At 59.6% G+C, this 19943-nt stretch carries 17 protein-coding genes; 2 read left to right on the top strand and 15 right to left on the bottom strand.

The window, feature by feature from the left end; translation table 11 throughout:
• The 7 genes from flgG to ACE3SE_RS00560 form a co-directional block, all read right to left on the bottom strand.
• Positions 1-783 (bottom strand): flagellar basal-body rod protein FlgG, encoded by a 783-nt coding sequence (flgG, locus tag ACE3SE_RS00590; protein WP_131359273.1) that lies wholly within the window; start codon positions 781-783, stop codon positions 1-3.
• A 51-nt stretch (positions 784-834) separates the two neighbouring features.
• Positions 835-1575, bottom strand: a complete 741-nt coding sequence (locus tag ACE3SE_RS00585) for a flagellar basal body rod protein FlgF (protein ID WP_374553247.1) — start codon at positions 1573-1575, stop codon at positions 835-837.
• Positions 1576-1614: 39 nt separating this feature from the next.
• Positions 1615-2853 (bottom strand): flagellar hook protein FlgE, encoded by a 1239-nt coding sequence (gene flgE, locus ACE3SE_RS00580; protein WP_374553245.1) that lies wholly within the window; start codon positions 2851-2853, stop codon positions 1615-1617.
• Between the two features lie 40 nt (positions 2854-2893).
• On the bottom strand, positions 2894-3589 hold the full coding sequence (locus tag ACE3SE_RS00575; protein ID WP_374553243.1) for a flagellar hook assembly protein FlgD: 696 nt from the start codon (positions 3587-3589) through the stop codon (positions 2894-2896).
• Positions 3590-3604: 15 nt separating this feature from the next.
• The gene (gene flgC / locus ACE3SE_RS00570; protein WP_045845208.1) at positions 3605-4015 is read right to left on the bottom strand and encodes a flagellar basal body rod protein FlgC; all 411 of its coding nucleotides are present in this window, start codon (positions 4013-4015) and stop codon (positions 3605-3607) included.
• A 2-nt stretch (positions 4016-4017) separates the two neighbouring features.
• Entirely contained in the window at positions 4018-4428 is a 411-nt protein-coding gene (gene flgB, locus ACE3SE_RS00565) for a flagellar basal body rod protein FlgB (protein WP_374553241.1), read from the bottom strand.
• A gap of 254 nt (positions 4429-4682) precedes the next feature.
• Positions 4683-5099 carry an OsmC family protein gene (locus tag ACE3SE_RS00560; protein WP_045845209.1) on the bottom strand — a complete coding sequence of 139 codons (417 nt, stop codon included), beginning with the start codon at positions 5097-5099 and terminating at the stop codon, positions 4683-4685.
• A gap of 122 nt (positions 5100-5221) precedes the next feature.
• On the opposite strand from ACE3SE_RS00560, the gene tsaD reads away from it, so the two are divergent.
• Both tsaD and ACE3SE_RS00550 read left to right on the top strand, forming a co-directional pair.
• A complete protein-coding gene (gene tsaD / locus ACE3SE_RS00555; RefSeq protein ID WP_374553238.1) occupies positions 5222-6247 on the top strand; it encodes a tRNA (adenosine(37)-N6)-threonylcarbamoyltransferase complex transferase subunit TsaD in 1026 nt (341 codons plus the stop codon).
• A 42-nt stretch (positions 6248-6289) separates the two neighbouring features.
• On the top strand, positions 6290-8203 hold the full coding sequence (locus ACE3SE_RS00550) for an ATP-binding cassette domain-containing protein (protein ID WP_374553236.1): 1914 nt from the start codon (positions 6290-6292) through the stop codon (positions 8201-8203).
• Positions 8204-8567: 364 nt separating this feature from the next.
• Here the strand turns inward: ACE3SE_RS00550 and ACE3SE_RS00545 are convergent, their stop codons facing one another.
• The 8 genes from ACE3SE_RS00545 to ACE3SE_RS00510 all read right to left on the bottom strand — a co-directional run bounded on the left by ACE3SE_RS00545 (position 8568) and on the right by ACE3SE_RS00510 (position 19843).
• Positions 8568-9977, bottom strand: coding sequence for an FAD-binding oxidoreductase (locus tag ACE3SE_RS00545; protein ID WP_374553234.1), 1410 nt, complete (start codon positions 9975-9977; stop codon positions 8568-8570).
• Between the two features lie 125 nt (positions 9978-10102).
• Complete coding sequence (gene accD / locus ACE3SE_RS00540; protein ID WP_045845213.1) at positions 10103-10972, bottom strand: acetyl-CoA carboxylase, carboxyltransferase subunit beta; 870 nt, start codon at positions 10970-10972, stop codon at positions 10103-10105.
• 83 nt (positions 10973-11055) lie between these two features.
• Complete coding sequence (gene trpA, locus ACE3SE_RS00535; RefSeq protein WP_045845214.1) at positions 11056-11844, bottom strand: tryptophan synthase subunit alpha; 789 nt, start codon at positions 11842-11844, stop codon at positions 11056-11058.
• An 18-nt stretch (positions 11845-11862) separates the two neighbouring features.
• Positions 11863-13065 (bottom strand): tryptophan synthase subunit beta, encoded by a 1203-nt coding sequence (gene trpB, locus ACE3SE_RS00530; protein ID WP_045845215.1) that lies wholly within the window; start codon positions 13063-13065, stop codon positions 11863-11865.
• Entirely contained in the window at positions 13052-13675 is a 624-nt protein-coding gene (locus tag ACE3SE_RS00525; RefSeq protein WP_045845216.1) for a phosphoribosylanthranilate isomerase, read from the bottom strand. Before ACE3SE_RS00525 ends, trpB begins: the two co-directional genes overlap by 14 nt.
• A 1-nt stretch (position 13676) precedes the next feature.
• Positions 13677-14465, bottom strand: a complete 789-nt coding sequence (truA, locus tag ACE3SE_RS00520; protein WP_374553231.1) for a tRNA pseudouridine(38-40) synthase TruA — start codon at positions 14463-14465, stop codon at positions 13677-13679.
• 198 nt (positions 14466-14663) lie between these two features.
• A complete protein-coding gene (locus ACE3SE_RS00515) occupies positions 14664-17345 on the bottom strand; it encodes a type IV pilus assembly protein FimV (protein WP_374553229.1) in 2682 nt (893 codons plus the stop codon).
• A 152-nt stretch (positions 17346-17497) separates the two neighbouring features.
• Complete coding sequence (locus tag ACE3SE_RS00510; protein ID WP_374553227.1) at positions 17498-19843, bottom strand: FimV/HubP family polar landmark protein; 2346 nt, start codon at positions 19841-19843, stop codon at positions 17498-17500.
• Positions 19844-19943: the final 100 nt, after the last annotated feature.

The following is a 19943-nucleotide window of genomic DNA, read 5'->3' as shown; positions in this document are numbered from 1 at the left end:
TTACATCTGCGTCAGTTTCTGCAGCATCTGGTCGGCCGTGGTAATGGCCTTGGAGTTCATTTCAAAAGAGCGCTGTGCGGTAATCATGTTGACCAGCTCTTCCGTCACATTCACATTGGAACCTTCCAGGAAACCCTGCATCACCACCCCGCGGCTGTCGGTACCCGGGTCGCCATCCTGCGGATCGCCGGACGAAGCACTTTGCAGATACAGGTTATTGCCCACACTCTCCAGACCTTGCGGATTGATGAAGGTAGTCAGCTGGATGGTGCCGGCCGTTTGCGGAGACGGGTTATTGGGCAGGAAATACTGCACCACCCCGGCATTGGATACCGTGATCTGGGTAGCCGTGCTGGGAATGTTGATATTGGGGTTCAACTGGTAGCCGTCAGAGGTGACGATGTCACCACTGGAATTTCGCTTGAATTCGCCATCACGGGTATAGGCCGTGGTGCCATCCGGACGCAGGATGCGGAAGAAGCCGTCACCGGTGATGGCCCAGTCCAGCGGCTGGCTGCTTTGCGTCATGTTGCCCTGGGTAAAGTTCTTGGCGGTAGCAACGGCAGTGGCACCGGTACCCACTTGCAGGCCGGTGGGCGTGGTGCTGCCATCGGCCAGTTGGGCGCCCGGCTGACGCAGGGTCTGGTAGTAGAGGTCTTCGAACACAGCGCGCCCGCGCTTGAAACCGACGGTATTGACGTTGGCCAGGTTGTTGGAGATTACATCCAGATTGAACTGGCTGGAGTCCATCCCGGTTTTGGCAACATAAAGCGCACGCATCATGGCGGTGTTTCCTCAGTATTCTTGTTGGTATTCGGTTTGGCGTAATGCAGATCAGCCCATGGCCAGCAACTGGGTGGCTTTCTGATCGTTCTGATCAGCGTTCTGCATCAGCTTGATATTCATGTCGTACTGACGACCGTGGGAGATCATCTGCACCAGGCTTTCCACCGCATTGACATTACTGGCTTCCAGCGTTTCCGGCACCAGTTTGACATTGGTATCGGCGGTGGCGGTGTCGCCATTATTCATGCGGAACAAGCCGTCCGGCCCCTTGTACACTTCCTTGGCACCGGGGTTGACCAGCTTGATCTGGCCCAGCAGCTGCGGGGTACGGTCCTTGCCGTTTTGCGGCACACCGACCACCGAACCATCCTGTCCCAGCTGTACCTGGTAGCCGGCAGGAATGGTAATCGGGCCGCCATCACCGGCGATGGGCAGGCCACTGCGGGTGCGCATCATGCCGTTGGCGTCCAGCACATAACCACCGTCGCGGGTATAGGCCTCGCTGCCATCGGCAGCCTGTACGGCAAAGAAACCGGGAGAGCCCAGGGCAAAATCGCTGGGGCTGCCGGTATGCATCAGGCTGCCCTGACTCATGTCGTGGCCAATGGTGTTGTCCACCACATAGGTGCGGGTGGGCGCACCAGGCCCCACCACCGGCAAGGCACGGAATGATGCCAGATCGGCCTTGAAGGCATTGGTATGGGCATTGGACAGATTATTGGCCGTGGTTGCCTGCTGCAAATCAACATGTTTGGCACCGGTCATGGCCAGGTACAGCATCTTATCCATTGAATCCCCGCTTCTTCAGGCTGTGGTGATTGTGATCAGTTACAGGTTGATGATGGTCTGCATCAAGGTGTCTTCGGTCTTGATGGTCTGGGCATTGGCCTGGTAGAAGCGCTGCGCCGTGATCATGTTGACCAGCTCCGCCGTCAGGTCGACGTTGGAATCTTCCAGGGCCTGCGACTGCACGGTGCCGGCATTGCCGGAACCCGGCGCATTGTAGGCCGGCACGCCGGATTGCAAGGTTTGCTGCCAGCGGTTGCCGCCTTCATTCTGCAGGCCTTGCGAGTTGGTGAAGGTAGCCAGTGCCACCTGCCCGATGATCTTGTTCTGACCATTGGAGAAGCTGGCCATGATATTGCCGTGGGTGTCGATGTTCATGCTGCTCAGGGTACCTGGCGCATAGCCATCCACGGTTTCGGTCGGCGTACCGGAAGCCTGGGCCACCTGGGTGGAGCCTGTGTAGTCAATGCTCAGGGTAACTGGCGAAGACGAACCGTTCACCGGGGTGGGGCTGAAGGTAACGCTGAACGGCGTGGTGTTGGTCAGATTACCCGACGTGTCGTAATTCATGGTGTAGGTATTGGGCGTGGTAGCCGGGTTGCCGTCCACATAAGCCGTTACCGTCCATGGCGTGCCACTGGTGGTAGCCGTGCCCTTGACGTAGTACAGGGTCAGGTTGTGCTGGTTACCCAGGCTGTCGTATACCTGCGCGGCATTGGACCAGTTGAAGGTCTTGGTATTGGTGGGGTCCAGCGGGGTGACTGTCGGGGTAGTCAGCCGCGAATCCACATTGACACCCATGGTGACCTTGGTGGTAGCTGCCGGGGAAATCAGGTTGGTTTGCAGTTTCAGGTCGGTCACCGGGCCCTGGGTTACCACGCCATTATTGGCCATCCAGCCTTGCAGCCGATCGTTGCCATTGACGATGTAACCATCCTTGTCCACCTGGAATTGGCCGTTACGGGTGTAAGCCAGCGAACCGGTAGACGAGGTAGGGTTCTGCCGTACGATGAAAAAGCCATTATTGTTGATGGCCAGATCAAGACTACGTCCGGTCGGGGTGATATTACCGGCGCTAAAAGACTGGGTTACTGCATTCACCTGCGAGCCGATACCGGCACTGGTACTGGCCACACCGTAAAAGCTGGTGGAAAACAGATCGCCAAATTCGGTACGCGAGCTTTTGAAACCCACGGTGCTGGCATTGGACACGTTATTGCCAATGGTATCCAGCTGCGAGGACGCCGAATTCAGACCACTCAGACCTTGTTGAAAACCCATGGTACTACTCCCCGAAACCTGATTACGCTAATGAACGGATTTAAGACAGCTGGGCGACGTTGGCAAGGCCAACGCTAGTGCCATCCTTCATGATCAACTGTGGCGAACCGCTGGCCCAGCTCACTGCAGTCACTGCCTGATTGGCATAAGGCGTGGCCGTGACGGCAGTGCTGCTGGCGCTGGTAGCCTGGGCAGAGAAGGTGTACTTGCCAGTGGGCAGCTGATTGCCATTGGTATCCTTGCCATCCCAATTGAAGGAATTCAGGCCAGTGCTGGGGCTCTTCACCGTGAGGGTATCCACCACCGTGCCATTGGCATCCTTGATGCTGACGGTGTAATCGGTAGCCGCGCCACTCAGATTGACCGCCCCTTGCACCGAACTGCCGCTGGTGAGGTCGAGCGCATTGCCCGGTACCAGCGCCTGCTTGCCAATCATGGTGGCAGCCATCAGCGACTGGTTGGCGGCCTGCGACTGCACCAGGCTTTGCATGGCCGTGTTGAGGGTCTGCATGCCGGACACCTGGCTGATCTGTGCCATCTGGCTGGTGATCTGGCTGTTGTCCATCGGATTCATCGGATCCTGCGCCTGCAGCTGGGTCACCAGCAATTTCAGGAAGCGGTCCTGAATGCCCTGGGCACTGGTATCGGTATTGGCATTGGTCGAGCCGGTGCCGCTACTGGAATTGCCGTTCAGCACTGCATACGGATTGGACGAGGAATTAACCGAGCTGGTCATCGCATGGGCCTTTCATCACTGACCCAGCTGCAGGGTTTTCTGCAGCAAGGTCTTGGCGGTATTCATCATTTCCACATTGGTCTGATACGAGCGCGAAGCGGAAATCATGTCGGACATTTCCTCGACCGGATTGACATTGGGCATGTTCACATAGCCCTTTTCGTCCGCCAGAGGATTACTGGGGTCATACTTCAGACGCGGCGGCGTCTGGTCTTCCACAATCGAAGTCACCCGCACCCCCGCCACTTGCGGCTGGGAGGCACTGACCGGCAAGGCCGTAAACACCACATGACGGCCCTTGTAAGGCTGACCGGTGGAGCTGGTGGCACTTTCCGCGTTGGCGATATTGCTGGCCACCACGTTAAGCCGCATCGACTGGGCGGTCAGCGCGGAACCGGAAATGGCAAAAATATTGGCAAGAGACATGCTTACTGGCCTCCACCGGTAATGGCGCTGTTCAAGCTGGAAATACGCTTGCTCAGGAAGGTCAGCGTGGACTGGTACTGCAGCGCGTTATCGGCAAAAGCGGCGCGCTCCACGTCCATGTCCACGGTGTTACCGTCCAGGCTTTGCTGTACCGCATTGCGATACTGCACGGCAGGCTTGCCGGCGGCACCGGCGGCATCACCCGGCAAGTGACGCGCATCGGTCACATTCATGGCCAGCTTGTTCTGGCTGCCCTGTGCCGATTGCAAGGCCTGCTTGAAATCAAAATCCACTGCCTTGTAATTGGGGGTGTCAGCGTTGGCAATATTGCTGGCAATGACTTCCTGGCGGTATGCGCGCAGATTGAGCGCCCGCTGCTGAAAATCGAATTCCTTGCCAATCTTGTCCAACATGACCATGCCTCCCTGAATGTGCACTCTCATTAGCAGGAATCATGCCAGCCAGATCAAAAACCGTAGATGCCTGATTTTATTGACTGGAAGCCTTGTAGAGCTCCACATGAGGACGGCACAAGCCCGGACAGGCGGCAAGTTTTGCCGCCACGTCTGCGCCACTGCCGCCAGCGGCAAAAACAAGGCCGCCGCTACCTGATGGCAGCGGCGGTCTTGTGTTACCGAGCCGGACACCGGGGCGCCGGGAGCAGGCATCAGCCCTCTCGCACCTCGAAGTCATGGGTGATATCAGCAGTCTTGCCCAGCATGATGGAGGCCGAGCAGTATTTTTCTGCCGACAGCTTGATGGCACGCTCCACCACTTCCGGCTTCAGCTCACGCCCGGTCACCACAAAATGGAAATGAATCCTGGTGAACACCTTGGGTTCGGTATCTGCGCGTTCGGCTTCCATTTCCACCCAGCAGTCGGTCACTTGCTGGCGCGACTTTTTCAGGATGGAAATCACGTCATAACTGGTACAGCCAGCCGTACCCAGCAACAGCAGTTCCATCGGCCGCGGGCCCAGATTCCGGCCGCCACCTTCCGGCGCACCGTCCATCACCACCGCATGGCCGCTGCCGCTTTCGCCCATGAAACACACGCCATCCACCCATTTGAGTCTTGCTTTCACTACCAGTCCCTTCCTGTTTTGTTGCGCGCAGGTGCGCCTGATTGGCACAGACTATCATTCCGGATTTGGGCAGACAAAGATTAGCCGGTAAAATGGAAAGATTGCCCCGTTATAAAGCCATCATGCTGGTACTTGGAATCGAATCATCGTGCGACGAAACCGGCGTTGCACTGTACGACCTCACGGCGGGCCTGGTTGCCCACCAACTGCATACACAAATGGCAATGCACGCCGAATACGGTGGCGTGGTGCCAGAACTTGCCAGCCGCGACCATATCCGCCGCGTCATCCCGCTGACCGAAGCCTGCCTCGCCGACGCTGGCAAAACCCTCGCCGATGTCGATGCCATTGCCTACACCCAGGGCCCCGGTCTTGGTGGTGCGCTGATGGTGGGAGCCAGCGTGGCCAATGCGCTGGCCTTCGGCCTGAACATTCCGGTGATCGGCGTGCATCATCTGGAAGGCCATTTGCTGTCGCCGCTGCTGGCTGACCCGCATCCGGACTTTCCTTTCATTGCCTTGCTGGTTTCCGGCGGGCACACCCAGCTGATGGCGGTACATGGCATCGGCCAGTATGAAGTACTGGGAGAAACACTGGACGATGCCGCAGGTGAAGCCTTCGACAAGACGGCAAAGCTGCTGGGTCTGCCCTACCCCGGCGGCCCGCTGCTGTCACGCCTGGCCGAGGAAGGCGACCCGAACCGTTTCAATCTGCCGCGCCCCATGCTGCACAGCGACAACCTGGACATGAGTTTCTCCGGCCTGAAAACTGCTGTGCTGACGCTCAGCAAGCAGGTTGAAGCCGAACACGGCCAGATTGACGAGCAAACCCGCAAGGACATTTGCCGCGCCTTTCAGGAAGCCATTGTCGAAGTGCTGGTCAGCAAATCGCTCAAGGCGCTGAAACAGAGCGGCATGAAAAAGCTGGTGGTGGCTGGCGGTGTCGGTGCCAACAAGCAGTTGCGTGCCGCGCTGGATCAGGCCGCCAGCCGCCGCAAGCTGGAGGTGTACTACCCGCCACTGGCACTGTGCACCGACAACGGCGCGATGATTGCCTTTGCCGGCGCCATGCGCCTGCGCCATGCCACCGCACCGGGCAGCTACTCCATCAAACCACGCTGGGACCTGTCCACCCTTCCCGCTGCTTAATATCCCGTCGGCACGGCGCGCTGTGCCGCACAGAAACCAGACATGATCCAATTGAAAAACCTCAGCCTGCGTCGCGGGCTGAAAGACTTGCTGATCGACGCCAGCCTCACCCTCAACCCCGGTTACAAGACCGGCCTGGTCGGGGCCAACGGCGTGGGCAAGTCCAGCCTGTTTGCCCTGCTCAAGGGCGAATTGCATGCTGATGCCGGCGATGCCGACATTCCCAAGCAATGGGTGATGGCGCACGTGGCACAGGAAACCCCGGCGCTGGACACTGCCGCCATCGACTATGTGCTGGATGGCGATCAGGAATTGCGCCAGCTGGAGGCCGAACTGGCCGCCGCCGAAGCGCGTGATGACGGCAGTGCCATTGGTCATCTGCATGGCGAACTGGCACGCATTGAAGCCTATTCCGCCCCGGCCCGTGCCGCCAAGCTGCTGACCGGCCTGGGCTTTGCCGTGGAAGCGCACCGCAACCCGGTGAAGAGCTTCTCCGGCGGCTGGCGCATGCGGCTGAACCTGGCCCAGGCACTGATGTGCCGCTCCGACCTGCTGCTGCTGGACGAACCCACCAACCACCTGGATCTGGAAACCGTGCTGTGGCTGGAAGACTGGCTGCAAAGCTATCCGGGCACCTTGCTGATCATCTCGCACGACCGCGACTTCCTGGACAGCATTTGCAGCCATATTGCCGAAGTGGCCAACCAGACCCTGACGCTCTACACCGGCAATTACAGCCAGTTTGAAACCATGCGGGCGGAAAAACTGGCGCGTCAGCAGGGCGAATATGACAAGCAGCAACGCCAGATCGCCCATCTGGAATCCTTCATCACCCGCTTCAAGGCCAAGGCCAGTAAGGCAAGGCAGGCACAAAGCCGGGTGAAGGCGCTGGAAAAGCTGGAGCGCATTGCCCCGGCCCACGTCGCCTCGCCATTTGATTTTCACTTCGACAGCCCGGACAACCTGCCCAACCCGCTGCTGCGGCTGGACAAGGTGGATATCGGCTATGGCAGCACCACCATCCTGCGTGGGCTGTCGCTGTCAGTGGAAGCCGGCAGCCGCATCGGCCTCTTGGGGGTGAACGGTGCCGGTAAATCCACGCTGGTGAAACTGCTGGCGGGCGACCTGCCACAACAGGCCGGCGAGGTGATCAAGGCGCAAACACTGAAGATTGGCTATTTCGCCCAGCATCAGCTGGAAACCCTGCGCGAAGACGAATCGCCGTTGCAGCACATGCAGCGGCTGGCCCCCACAGTGCGCGAGCTGGAACTGCGCAGCTTTCTGGGCGGTTTCAACTTCCGCGGCGACAGCGCCACCGATCTGGTCGGCCCGATGTCCGGTGGCGAAAAAGCCCGTCTGGCACTGGCGATGATCGTCTGGCAAAAGCCCAATCTCTTGCTGCTGGACGAACCCACCAACCACCTGGACCTGGAAATGCGCCATGCGCTGACACTGGCCTTGCAGGATTTCTCCGGCGCGCTGATTGTGGTATCGCACGACCGCAGTCTGCTGGAATCCACTACCGACCTGTTCTGGCTGGTAAGCGACGGCACGGTCAAGCCGTTTGATGGCGATCTGGAAGACTACCGTCAGTGGCGTCTGGCCCAGCTGGCCGAAGGCAACAAGCCATCCAGTGGCGACGCCCAGGCGGTCAACCGCAAGGAGCAGAAGCGCCAGGAAGCCGAAGCCCGCCAGAAACTGGCCCAGTTGAAAAAGCCCCTGCTGAGCAAACTGGCCAAACTTGAAAAGCAGCTGGAGCAACTGAGCGGCGAGAAAAACCAGCTGGATGCCTTCATGTCTGGTGAAGACGCCTATAGCGATGCCAACAAGGGCAAGCTGGCCGAAGCCGTCAAGCGACTGGGCGTGGTCAGCAGCGAACTGGCGCAGGTGGAGGAAGACTGGATGCTGTTGCAAGAAGAGCTGGAAGCGCTGGAGAGCAGCGCCCAGGCCGACTGAAACCATTGACTGCCAAGGGTTGTGGCCACGCCACCACGGCCACAACCTTGCAGCTGGCTGCAATTATCCACAGCAATCAGCGGATAACTCTGTGGATAAGTACTGAACAAATAAAAAAAGTCTTTTATCGTGAGCCACTTGCTGGCGCTGCCTAGAAAAAAGGCAGATCAGCAAGATTCAATGCCTAATTAGACGAGCCTGCAAACAAGGCAAGCCAGGATATTGAAAAATTCTGCTAAGTCATTGTTTTTAATTAATTATATATAATATATATGAGCAATTTAATTGCATTAATTATAATTAAAATTCCATAAGCATAAAGACTTCATTGCCAGATCTTTTCCACATCAACTTCACTGCCAGCTCATGCATCCGGGCCAGCCTGCTGCAACAGCTTGCCAGGATTCATGATGCCGTTCGGATCAAAAACCGCCTTTACCCCACGCATTAGGGCAATCTCCTCTACCGAACGTGTTACGCCCAGATAATCGCGCTTGAGCAAGCCCACGCCATGCTCGGCCGACATACTGCCGGCAAACTCCGCCACCAGCGCAAACACCTGCTCATTGACCTGCTCACAGGCATGGCGGAAATCCGCCAGCGCCCAACTGGCCGGTTTCAGCACATTGATGTGCAGGTTGCCATCGCCGATATGGCCGTACCACAACACCTCGAAGTCCGGATACTCGCGGGCCAGCACGCCTTGCAAACGCGCCACGAACCCCGGCAGCTGGCTCAGTACCACCGAGATGTCATTCTTGTACGGCGTATAAGGCGTGATGGCGGCGCTGATGCCCTCCCGCAAGCGCCACAAGGCCCTGGCCTGCTGCTGTGACTGGGCAATGAGGCCATCACACACCCAGCCCTGCTCCAGGCAAGCAGAAAATACCTGCAAGACAGCTTCTTCCTGCGACTGGATAGGCGTTTCCAGCTCCAGCAACACATAGAAAGGCTGTCGCTCTGCCAGCGGCGCTGATGCCTGCTCGGCAGCCAGCACGTGGGTCAGCGCCAGATCAGAAAAGAATTCGAAAGCCTGCAGCGTGAGTGCGCTGCGAAAGGCGTGAAACACCGCCATGATGTCCGCCAGCCCGGGCAAGGCCAGCAACAGCACCGTGGAGGACGGCGGCGGGTCGGTCAGGCGCATGGTGGCAGCCACCACCAGCCCCAGCGTGCCTTCCGACCCGACAAACAGATGGCGGAAGTCGTAGCCGGTATTGTTCTTGGCAAGGCCCAGATTGCACTCCAGCACGTCGCCGCTACCGGTCACCACGGTAAGGCCAGCCACCCAGTCACGGGTCATGCCATAGCGCACCACCCGGATACCGACTGCATTGGTCGCGATATTGCCGCCAATCTGGCTGGAACCACTGGAAGCAAAGTCCACCGGATAATAAAGACCGTGGTCGGCGGCAAACTGCTGCAAGGCGGCAGTGACTACCCCGGCCTGGCAGCGCACGGTGCGCGCCAGCGGGTCAAAACCGTCCATCCGGCTCATGCGCTCCAGTGACACCACTACCTCGCCCTGCACGGCAACCGCACCGCCAGACAGGCCGGTACGGCCGCCAGAGGGGACAATACCCACTCCCTGCGCATTGGCCCAGCGCACCACGGCCTGCACTTCGTCGATACTCACCGGAAACACGATGGCAGCCGCCTGCGGCGTGGTGTAGCGCGTCCAGTCCTGGCCATAGCGCGCACACGTTTCTGCATCAAGGTGAATACGATCGGCAGGCAGGATGTCCTGCAAGCTGGTCAACTGGGCGGCGGTAAGCACGGCGAGGCTTTCTGATAAGGGGAACAGGCATGGTCATGCCGGAGTTGGGCTCCAGCCTAGCACAAGCAGCAGGCATGAAAAAAGCCGCTCCCAATGGAAGCGGCTTGTGGCTTGCTGGCCGGAAATCAGGCGACAGCAGGCTGCTTTTGCAGCATGGCCACCAGTTCGGCAATCTTGCGCTTGAGTTCGCGACGATCAACGATCATGTCGATGGCACCCTTTTCCAGCAGGAATTCGGAACGCTGGAAGCCTTCCGGCAGGGTTTCACGCACGGTCTGTTCGATCACGCGCGGGCCGGCAAAGCCGATCAGCGCGCCCGGCTCGCCAATCACCACATCGCCCAGGAAGGCAAAGGAGGCGGACACACCACCCATGGTGGGATCGGTCAGCACCGAAATGAAAGGCAGCTGGTCATCGGTCAGCAGTTGCAGCGCGGCACTGGTCTTGGCCATCTGCATCAGTGAGTTCAGGCCTTCCTGCATGCGCGCACCGCCAGATGCCGCCACGCAGATGAACGGGGCCTTGGCTTCGATAGCGGCTTGTACGCCACGCACGAAGCGCTCACCCACCACCGAACCCATGGAACCGCCAATAAAGCGGAACTCAAAGGCTGCCACCACGGCCGGCATGGAGTGGATGCTGCCTTGCATCACCACCAGCGCATCGTCTTCGCCGGTACTGTTTTGCGCGGCTGCCAGGCGATCTGGATAGCGTTTGCCATCCTTGAACTTCAGAATGTCCACCGGTTTGACTTCGGCACCGATTTCACGGCGGCCTTCGTCATCCAGCAGCATGTCCAGCCGCTGACGGGCATTCAGCGGATGGTGATGATTACATTTCGGACAAACCTGCAGATTGCTCTCCAGGTCGGTGTAATACAGTACGGCTTCACATGCCGGGCACTTGCTCCACAGCCCCTCCGGTACCGCTGAAGGCTTGTCAGCGCGAGAATCGCGCTTGATCTTCGGCGGCAGGAGCTTGTTCAACCAGCTCATGCTGACTCCTTGCTCAACACAACCCGGCCAGACCAGCCGGGTTGTCAGTAAAACGGGGTGATGTCACCCCGTTTGCGTGTTCCTTAAAGAATGGCAGCTTTCAATTCCGCTACCAGACCGGTCAACCGCTCTTTGGCAGTTTGTTCTGTAGCCGCCTCGATTTCCTGCACCAGTCTGCTCCCCACCACCACGGCATCGGCCGTCACGGAGATGGCCTTGGCTGTGGCGGCATCGCGAATGCCGAAGCCAACGCCGATGGGAACCTGAATATGTGCTCTAAGGGCGGCAATTTTACGCGCTACATCGTCAATGTCCAGATTTCCTGCACCGGTGACGCCTTTGAGCGACACATAATAGACATAACCACGTGCGTGACGGGCGATTTCGCGCACCCGTGCCTCTGGCGTGGTAGGGGCAATCAGGAATACCGGGTCGAGGTCTGCCGCGATCAGCGCGGCAGACAGATCTGCCGCTTCTTCCGGCGGGCAATCCACGGTCAGCACACCATCCACCCCTGCTTCACGTGCCGCTGCGGCAAACGCAGCATAGCCCATGACGAATACCGGGTTGAGATAACCCATCAGTACGACTGGCGTGGTGGTGTTGGTTTTGCGGAATTCCGCCACCATGGCCAGCACATCGCGCAGGCCCACCTTGTGCACCAGTGCGCGTTCCGATGCGCGCTGAATCACCGGGCCGTCAGCCATCGGGTCGGAAAACGGCACGCCCAGTTCGATGATGTCGGCACCACCATCCACCAGACCGTGCATCAGTTCGACGGTGCGGGACGGATGCGGATCACCGGCGGTAATGAAGGGAATCAGCGCCTTCTTGCCCTGCAGGGCAGCAAAACATGCAGCAATACGTGACATAAGCCTTCCTTCGCCTTGTTACAGCGTGATACCGGCCAGGCCGGCCACGGTATTGATGTCCTTGTCGCCACGGCCGGACAGGTTGACCAGAATCACCTTGTCCTTGCCCATGGTGGGCGCAACCTTGGCAGCCCAGGCCAGCGCATGGCTGGACTCCAGCGCCGGAATGATGCCTTCCAGATGGCAGCAGTCATGGAAGGCAGCCAGGGCTTCCTTGTCGTCGATGGCAACGTATTCGGCGCGGCCGATGTCCTTGAGATAGCTGTGCTCAGGACCGACACCGGGGTAATCCAGACCGGCCGATACCGAATGGGTTTCCACCACCTGGCCGTTGGCATCCTGCATCAGATAGCTCTTGGCACCGTGCAGCACGCCCACGCCGGCACCGCCGGACAAGGGGGCGGCATGCATGCCGCTGTCAATGCCGTGACCACCGGCTTCCACGCCCACCATGCGCACACCGTCCACATTGATGTAGGGGTAGAACATGCCGATGGCGTTGGAGCCGCCACCCACGCAAGCGACCACCACGTCGGGCTGACGACCGGTCAACTCCGGCATCTGTTCTTTGGATTCTTCGCCGATCACCGACAGGAAGTCACGCACCATCATCGGGTAAGGATGCGGGCCGGCTGCGGTCCCCAGAATGTAGAAGGTGCTGTCGACATTGGTCACCCAGTCGCGCATGGCTTCGTTCAATGCGTCCTTCAGGGTTTTGGAACCGGACTCCACCGGCACCACGGTGGCACCGAGCAGCTTCATGCGGAAGACATTGGGCGACTGGCGCTTGATATCTTCCGAGCCCATGTAGACAAAGCATTCCATGCCATAACGTGCAGCCACGGTAGCGGTGGCTACGCCATGCTGGCCGGCACCGGTTTCGGCAATCACGCGCTTCTTGCCCATGCGGCGTGCCAGCAGGGCCTGACCGATGGCATTGCTGATCTTGTGTGCGCCGGTGTGGTTGAGGTCTTCACGCTTGAAGAAAATCTGCGCACCGCCCAGTTGTTCCGACCAGCGTTTGGCGTGGTAGATGGGGCTGGGACGGCCCACATAGTGTTTCAGCTCCTGGCGAAACTCTTCCCAGAAGGTGGGGTCGGCCTTGACGCGCTCGTATTCGTTCTTGAGCTCGTCCAGTGCCGCCATCAAGGTTTCGGCAACATAGACGCCACCATACGGGCCGAAATGGCCTTTTGCATCCGGAAGATCATACCGCTCCATGCCTTGCTCCTGATATGAACGCTGCCATTCTGGCAGCATCTTTGATTCCCTTGGCTGCTTCCACTCCGCTGGAAACATCCACCGCCGCCGGCCGCACTGCGGCCACGGCTTGTCCGATATTGTTGTCATCCAGCCCGCCGGACAAAATCAACGGCAGGGGCAGATTGTCCGGCAGCAAGGTCCAGTCAAACGTGGTACCGGTGCCACCATGTGCGCCTTCGACAAAGGCGTCGGTGAGTAGTCCGCGCGCATCCGGGTATTGGGCTGCCGCGGCGCTCAGGTCGAGGCCTGGCTTTACCCGTACTGCCTTGAGATAAGGCCGCTGGAAAGAACGACAGAACTCAGCACTTTCTTCACCATGAAACTGCAGGATGTCGATGCTGCAGGCGCCCAGCACTTCTTCCACCCAGCTGCGTTCCGGGTTGACGAACAAGGCCACCACGCTGACAAAGGGCGGCAGGGCGGCAATTACCGCCTGCGCCTGGGCGATGCTGACATTGCGCGGGCTTTTCGGATAAAACACCAGGCCGATGGCATCGGCACCCAGGCGGGCGGCTTCGACACCATCTTGCGGGCGGGTAATACCGCAAATCTTGATTCTGACTGTCACTTCATCTCCACAAGGCCAGGCGCGCCGGTTCAGCCAGCGTCGGCAGGGCAAACTGCGCGGGATAACCCACACCGGTCAGGTACAAACCGTCCGGCATGAAGGTGGGCGGTGCCCGGGTACGGTCCCGTGCCGCCAGCAGCGCTTGCAAGTCGGCCTCATCCAGGCTGCCCTTGCCCACATACAGCAGCGCGCCAACGATATTGCGCACCATGTGATGCAGGAAGGCATCGGCCATCAGGTCAAAGCGGATCAAACCGCCCTGCTCGCTGACATCCAGCTGCTGCAAGTTCTTCACCGGGCTCTTGGCCTGACATTCGGCAGCACGGAAGCTGGAAAAGTCATGCTGTCCCAGCAAGCACTGTGCAGCACGACGCATGGCATCCACATCCAGTGGCTGGTGATACCAGCCCACCTTGCCAGCCAGCAGACAGGGGCGTACCGGATGAGTCAGCAGGAAATAGCTGTAGGAACGCGAAAAAGCGGAGAAACGGGCGTGAAAGTCGTCAGACACCTCACGCGCCCATACTACCGCCACTTCGTGCGGCAGCAGCGCATTCACGCCACGCACCCATGCCGTCAGCGGACGTACCGTCTGCGTATCGAAATGCACCACCTGCATGGCGGCATGCACACCGGCATCGGTACGGCCAGCGGCCAGCGTTGTAATTTCATGACCGGCAATCCGGCTGATGGCCTGGTTCAGTTTGTCCTGAACGGTATTGCCATGCGGCTGAGTCTGCCAACCGGAGAATGCCCGACCGTCATACTCGATGCCGAGCGCTATTCTCATGCCCACACCTTCACTAGCAAACATCGCACAGTCCGGGTAGCTAACCCAGGCTGCAAGTATTCAAAGCATCAACTCTACCCTATCCGGCAGGGTTTACGCCATGTTGACATGCAAGAAGCCGGCAAGGCGGCGTTGCCGGGCGGGCCATGAAAAACGGGGATGCTGTTGCATCCCCGTATCTGTTGCGTCCCCCGGAAGCTAGACAGTCTGCCCGGCTTCCTTCATCAGCGCTTCGGCAGTTTCCTTGTCGCCCATTTCCAGATACAGCTTGGCCAGCTCCATCTTGTCATTGGCTTCAGACTGCGGTGTTGGCGCTGCTGCCTGCGGTACCGGTTTGCTGACCGGGGCCTCCGGTGCTGGCGACGCGAGGAGCTCGGACAGGAAATCCATGTCCAGCATGGGTTCCGGTGCCTGCTTTACCGCATTTTCCAGCTCCTGCTCACCCAAGGAAGCAAAGGCATCCAGTCCGCTCAGCGGGTCATTATGCTCGGCGGCAGGTGGTAATGGTGCCGGGCCTGCCGGTGGTTTTTGCAGGAACTCCGTATCCAGTGCCGGCTCTGGCGGCGGTTCCACGGCTCCCAGTTCGGTAGCCAGATCAATCCCGCCTTCCGCGGCCACGGCAGTCGCCGCGGTGTGCTCAGTGGCAGGCGTCAGTCTGACCGGTTGCAGGTCTATCGGGCTGGCCACCGCCACTGGCTGCATATCGAACAAGGGGTGCTCCGGTGCCAGGGTACGGCCCAGCTCACACACCCGCATCCACAGCGTGCTGTCCTTGCCAAAGATGCCGCGCGCCGTGGTGGCCTCGGCAATGAAACCATCCTTGTCCGGCATCATGGCCAACACTTCCAGCAGTTTGTAACGCAAATCCTGCCGCATGGGTTCACGCACCAGACCTTCGCGCAAAATGTCCAGCGCCTGATCCAGCCGACCATAAGCCAGATACACCTCGGCTTCGGCAATCAGGTCGACCGAAGCCAGATCGATACCCTCGCCGCGCTTGATGCCACTCATCAGTGTGGTCAAGGGACCCATGGTCAACATCGAAGGATTATCCGCTGCGGGCAAGGGCTCGGCAGGCGGCTGCTCGGCTTCCTGTTTGTTGCGGCGTCTGCGCTGGGCCAGCAACAGGCCGGACAAACCGATTACCGCTGCACCACCCGCCAGGGCGGCGGTGTTGTCATGCAAGACTGCCAGCACATCATCCACCAGGAAGCTGGCTGGTTTTTCCGCCTCAGGCGCCTTGCTGACGACAGGCTTGGCTGGCGTGGCTGCCTTGCTGGCTTCGGCATGCGGCGCCGAAGCGACTACGGGCTGCGCTACGGCTTGCGGCGCAGATGCGCTTGCATGACTGACCGCAGGCTCGGCCATTGCCTGACTGGCAACCGGTTTGTTCTGGGCTGCAATGGCTGCAGCACTGGCCTCTGCAGCCTTGGCCAGTTGCATGATGCGGATCTTTTGTTCCAGTTCCTGCGCTTTTTGTTGTGCCTGCTGCAAGACCTGATCCTGACGTTGCAGGATATTTTTCAGCCGTGCCTCCTGCTCATTGATTGCAGCACCCGGACTGACGCCCTTGATGGCGGAAACCTGTGGTGCCGATGCTGCGGAGGCCGATGCAGCTGGCTTGGCCGTTGCTGCCGGTACTTTCACCATGGGCTTGAGACTTACCGCATCGGGCGGCACAACCGGCTTGGCCGGAGCCTCATGCGGCGTGACTGCGGACGTGGCCACCGGTGCCGCTGGCGCAGCCGCCGCCACCGGCTTGCCAAGAGGCTTTTCTTCCCCCTCGGCCTGCTTTAGCGGATGACTGGCCGGTGCTGCTGCCAGATGCCATGCCGCCGGATATTTCAACGCGGTACCGGCACGCAGGCGATTGACATCACCGCCGATGAAGGCATCGGGATTCCCCTCGTACAAACGCCCTGCCGTTTCAACGGCCGAACCGCCACCTTTCATGCGGGAGGCAATGCGCGACAGGGTATCGCCATGGCGCACACGATAAACCTTCAAGGGTTGTACCTGAGTGGCGGCAAGCTTGCTGTCCGGCCCAGGCGTGACGGCATGTTCTTCTACCGTGTAGCCATTGGGATCGAGCAACAGGGTATAGCGCTTCTGGGCATGTACATTGGCAGCCCCTACGTCCAGCCGGAAGGCAAGTACAGGCTCATTCAGCGGACGGGTACTGCGCAGCTGCAATACCGACTTGTCAGCCACGCGGGTCAGCTGGTGCGAGATGGAGGCAATCAGCTGGCTCTGCTCGGCACTGGGGCTGCCTTGCAAGCTGTCGGCGGTGAGCGCCACATGGATATTGTCGGTTTGCCTTGCAGCAGTGCCAAACAACTCCAGCTCGGCCACCAGTGGTTCGCCCAGTTTGGAGTTCACTTTCAGTTGCCCCAGGCCCAGGCTGCCCAGCCGCGGCATCTGGTCCGGTGCCACCACCGACTTCTTGACGGTATCGTCGTGAGCCGGCTGCTTGTCCTTGCGCGGCGGACCATCGCGCAGATAGTCCACTTCAAACTCACGCACCAGACGACCGGCCGGCCAGCTCATTTCCACCGCAAAGCGCAACAAGGGCTCATCGAAATGGCTGGGCCCCTTGACCAGAATCTTCTGAATACTGCCGTCAGGCTTGCGAATGGCCGAGAACTTCAGCACCGGTGCCGACTGGCTATAGGTAGAAACCAAGGGATATTTGTTGCGATCAGCCAGGCCCACCAGCACATTCCCTTGCGGATCTTCGTCCATCACCGGGATTTCTGCCTCGAAGGGCTGGCCTTCGGAAGACAGGACGTGAATGGGCCCCAACCCTGCCAGCGCCGATCCTGCGGCACCCATACCGGCCAGCAACAGGGCCAGCAAGGTCATGCGATATGTTGAAGCCATGATGCGGACTTCCCTGATTCCTGCTCTGGCAGGTTTTATTACGAATGAACTACCCGGCTTAAACGTGCGCTTGCATCAGGCAAACGGAAAGTGCCGGGCGGCACCATGGCACCGCCCGCTACACAAACTAACCAGTCAGTACACTGCAGACATCATGCACTGATCTTGGCCAGCAAAGCCTCGGCTTCCTCTTTCAGGCTTCCTTGCGCCTCACCAACCAGGTCCTGCAGTACCTCACGGGCACCATCGCGGTCGCCCATGTCCAGATATACCTTGGCCAGATCAAGCTTGGTGGACAACGGATCATCCAGCAGCATGCCATCAGCGGCTGGAGCAGGCTCCACCACTGGTGCTGGTGCTGCCGGTGCAGGCGTGGCCGCTACCATGTCCTCATACAAGGATTCAAATCCATCGCTGGCAGGCGAGGCTGCCGGAGCCGCAGCCGGCTGCGGCGCAGCCTTGCTGGCTACTGGCTCGCTAGCCACGCTATCCAGATTGAAATCAAAATCGAGCAGATTGGTCTCGGCTTCCGGTTCCGCTGCCGGCTTTTCGGCCGCTGCAGGTGCCGGTGCTGCCAGCTCGGCGTCCAGATCGAAATCCAGCATATTGGAAACTTCGGCTGGTTTTTCCGCTACTGTTTCTTCTTCAAACAGTGCAGCACGCAAAGGATCTTCCACACCTTGCGGGGCAGCAAGCGGCTCGGGTGCCGGGCTGGCTGCAACAGGCTCGGCAGCGCCAAACAATTCCTGATCCAGATCAATCAATCCATCACTGGCAGGTGCGGGGGTTTCGGCAGGCAGCTCATCAGCGGCCAGTTGATACAGCGCATTGGTCGGGTCGATACCCAGCCCCATGGCCGCAACCTTGGCCCAGGCCTGGCCCTTGCCGTCGGTGCTGGCGTGGAATTCCCGTGCCAGCTTCTCGAAGTTGGCGGTATCAGGACGGGCAGCATACAGTTCCAGCAGTTTTTGCCGCACTTCCTGACGGGACGGATCCTTGGCCAGCGCATCCTTCAGGATTTCCTCAGCCTGCGCATCACGGCCATAAGCCATATACACTTCGGCTTCGGCTACCGGGTCCACTTCGGCCGCATCAATCGCACCGGACGACTGGGTAAAATTGGTCATGAAAGAATGACCGCCACTGACCGAGCTGGGTCCACTACCCACAGCAGAACGGCCCAGCACGGCATTGCTGGCCTGGGTGGAAAGCTGCAGGGAGGAACCGGATGCAGCCTTGCGGCGACGGGAGATCAGCACTCCCAGAGCGCCCAGCAGACCGACACCGGCAACCCCGCCGCCAATCAACGGCAGGTTGTCAATCAGGCCATCCAGCCAGGAACGCTCCGGCGGCGGTGGGGGCGGCGCTACCGGCTTGGGTGCAACCACCGGTTTGGGGGCCGGCGCAGCAACCGGTGCCGGGGCAACAGCCGGCGTGCTTGCAGTTGCATCGACGACGGGAGCGGATGCAGCCGGTACCGCAGCAGCAGCTTGCGATGCCATGGGCTTACCGCTTTGCAGCGACTTGAGTTGTTGTTCCAGGGCAGCAATGCGCGCTTCTGCATCTTTCAGCGACTGTTCGCGCGCAGAAACCTGTTGTTCCAATACCGACAGCTTGCCATCAGGCTGTGCACCGGCAGCCTCGGCAGGCACCAGTTTCAGTACATCACCATTCTTGCCCTTGGCTGCAGCCGGCGCTTTGGCCACTGCTGCAGCAGGCGCGGCAGCCGGAGCAGCCGCAGGTGCAGCAGTGCCATCCGCATGCAGGATGCCATTGACTTGCTCGGCGCTCAGCGCCTTGATCTTGCCGGCAGCGGGCACCTTCATGGTGACACCGGCCTTCAGCTTGTTGGGATTGCCATCATTGAACGCATGCGGATTGGCTTGTACCAGGGCCGCCATGGTTTGTTCAGTCGTGGCGCCAGCCGGCTTGATGCGTGCGGCCATGCCACGCAGGGTGGAGCCGGAGCGGGTTTGTACCACACCGGGGGTGGCGGCAGCGGCATGTGCAGCCTTGGCCTGTTTGCCGGCATAGCGACTGGAAAGATTGTCCTCGGCATACTGCGGCATGTCCTGCACGATGGACTTGGCTTGTGGCGCGTTATAGCTGGCCGGGTCCAGCAGCACCGTGTATTCGCGGACCGAACGGCCAGAACTGGTCTTGGCTTCTACCACAAAACGCAGGTAAGGGTCGTTGATGGGTGTGGCAGAGCTTACCCGGATGACTGCACCACGTGCAGAAGGGACAACATGAAAGCGCAGTGCCGACATGCTGCCGCTGTAATCGACATTCAAGTCCCTGAACGTATCCGGACTGGCCAGCCCGATACGGGCCGTTTCCAGCTCGCTTGCGCGCACGCCGGTCAACTCGATATCTGCGTGAAAGGTCTCCCCGAGGTAGGATCGCACATTGATCCTGCCAAGACCGGCCCATACATTTGCCGAACACACCATGGCTACTGCCAGTACGCTCAGCTTGAATTTTGCCTGATTATTCACAGTCTACCTTCCGGCACTCATTTATCTTGATTTTATATCGCCTGCTCTACCCGCACAGGCACAAAACTGGCAACTAGTGCCATATTAGGCCCTAGCCAAG

It is taken from the genome of Aquitalea pelogenes (genome assembly GCF_041914625.1).
Classification (GTDB): domain Bacteria; phylum Pseudomonadota; class Gammaproteobacteria; order Burkholderiales; family Chromobacteriaceae; genus Aquitalea; species Aquitalea pelogenes.
This window is presented reverse-complemented; position numbering and strand designations above follow the sequence as displayed.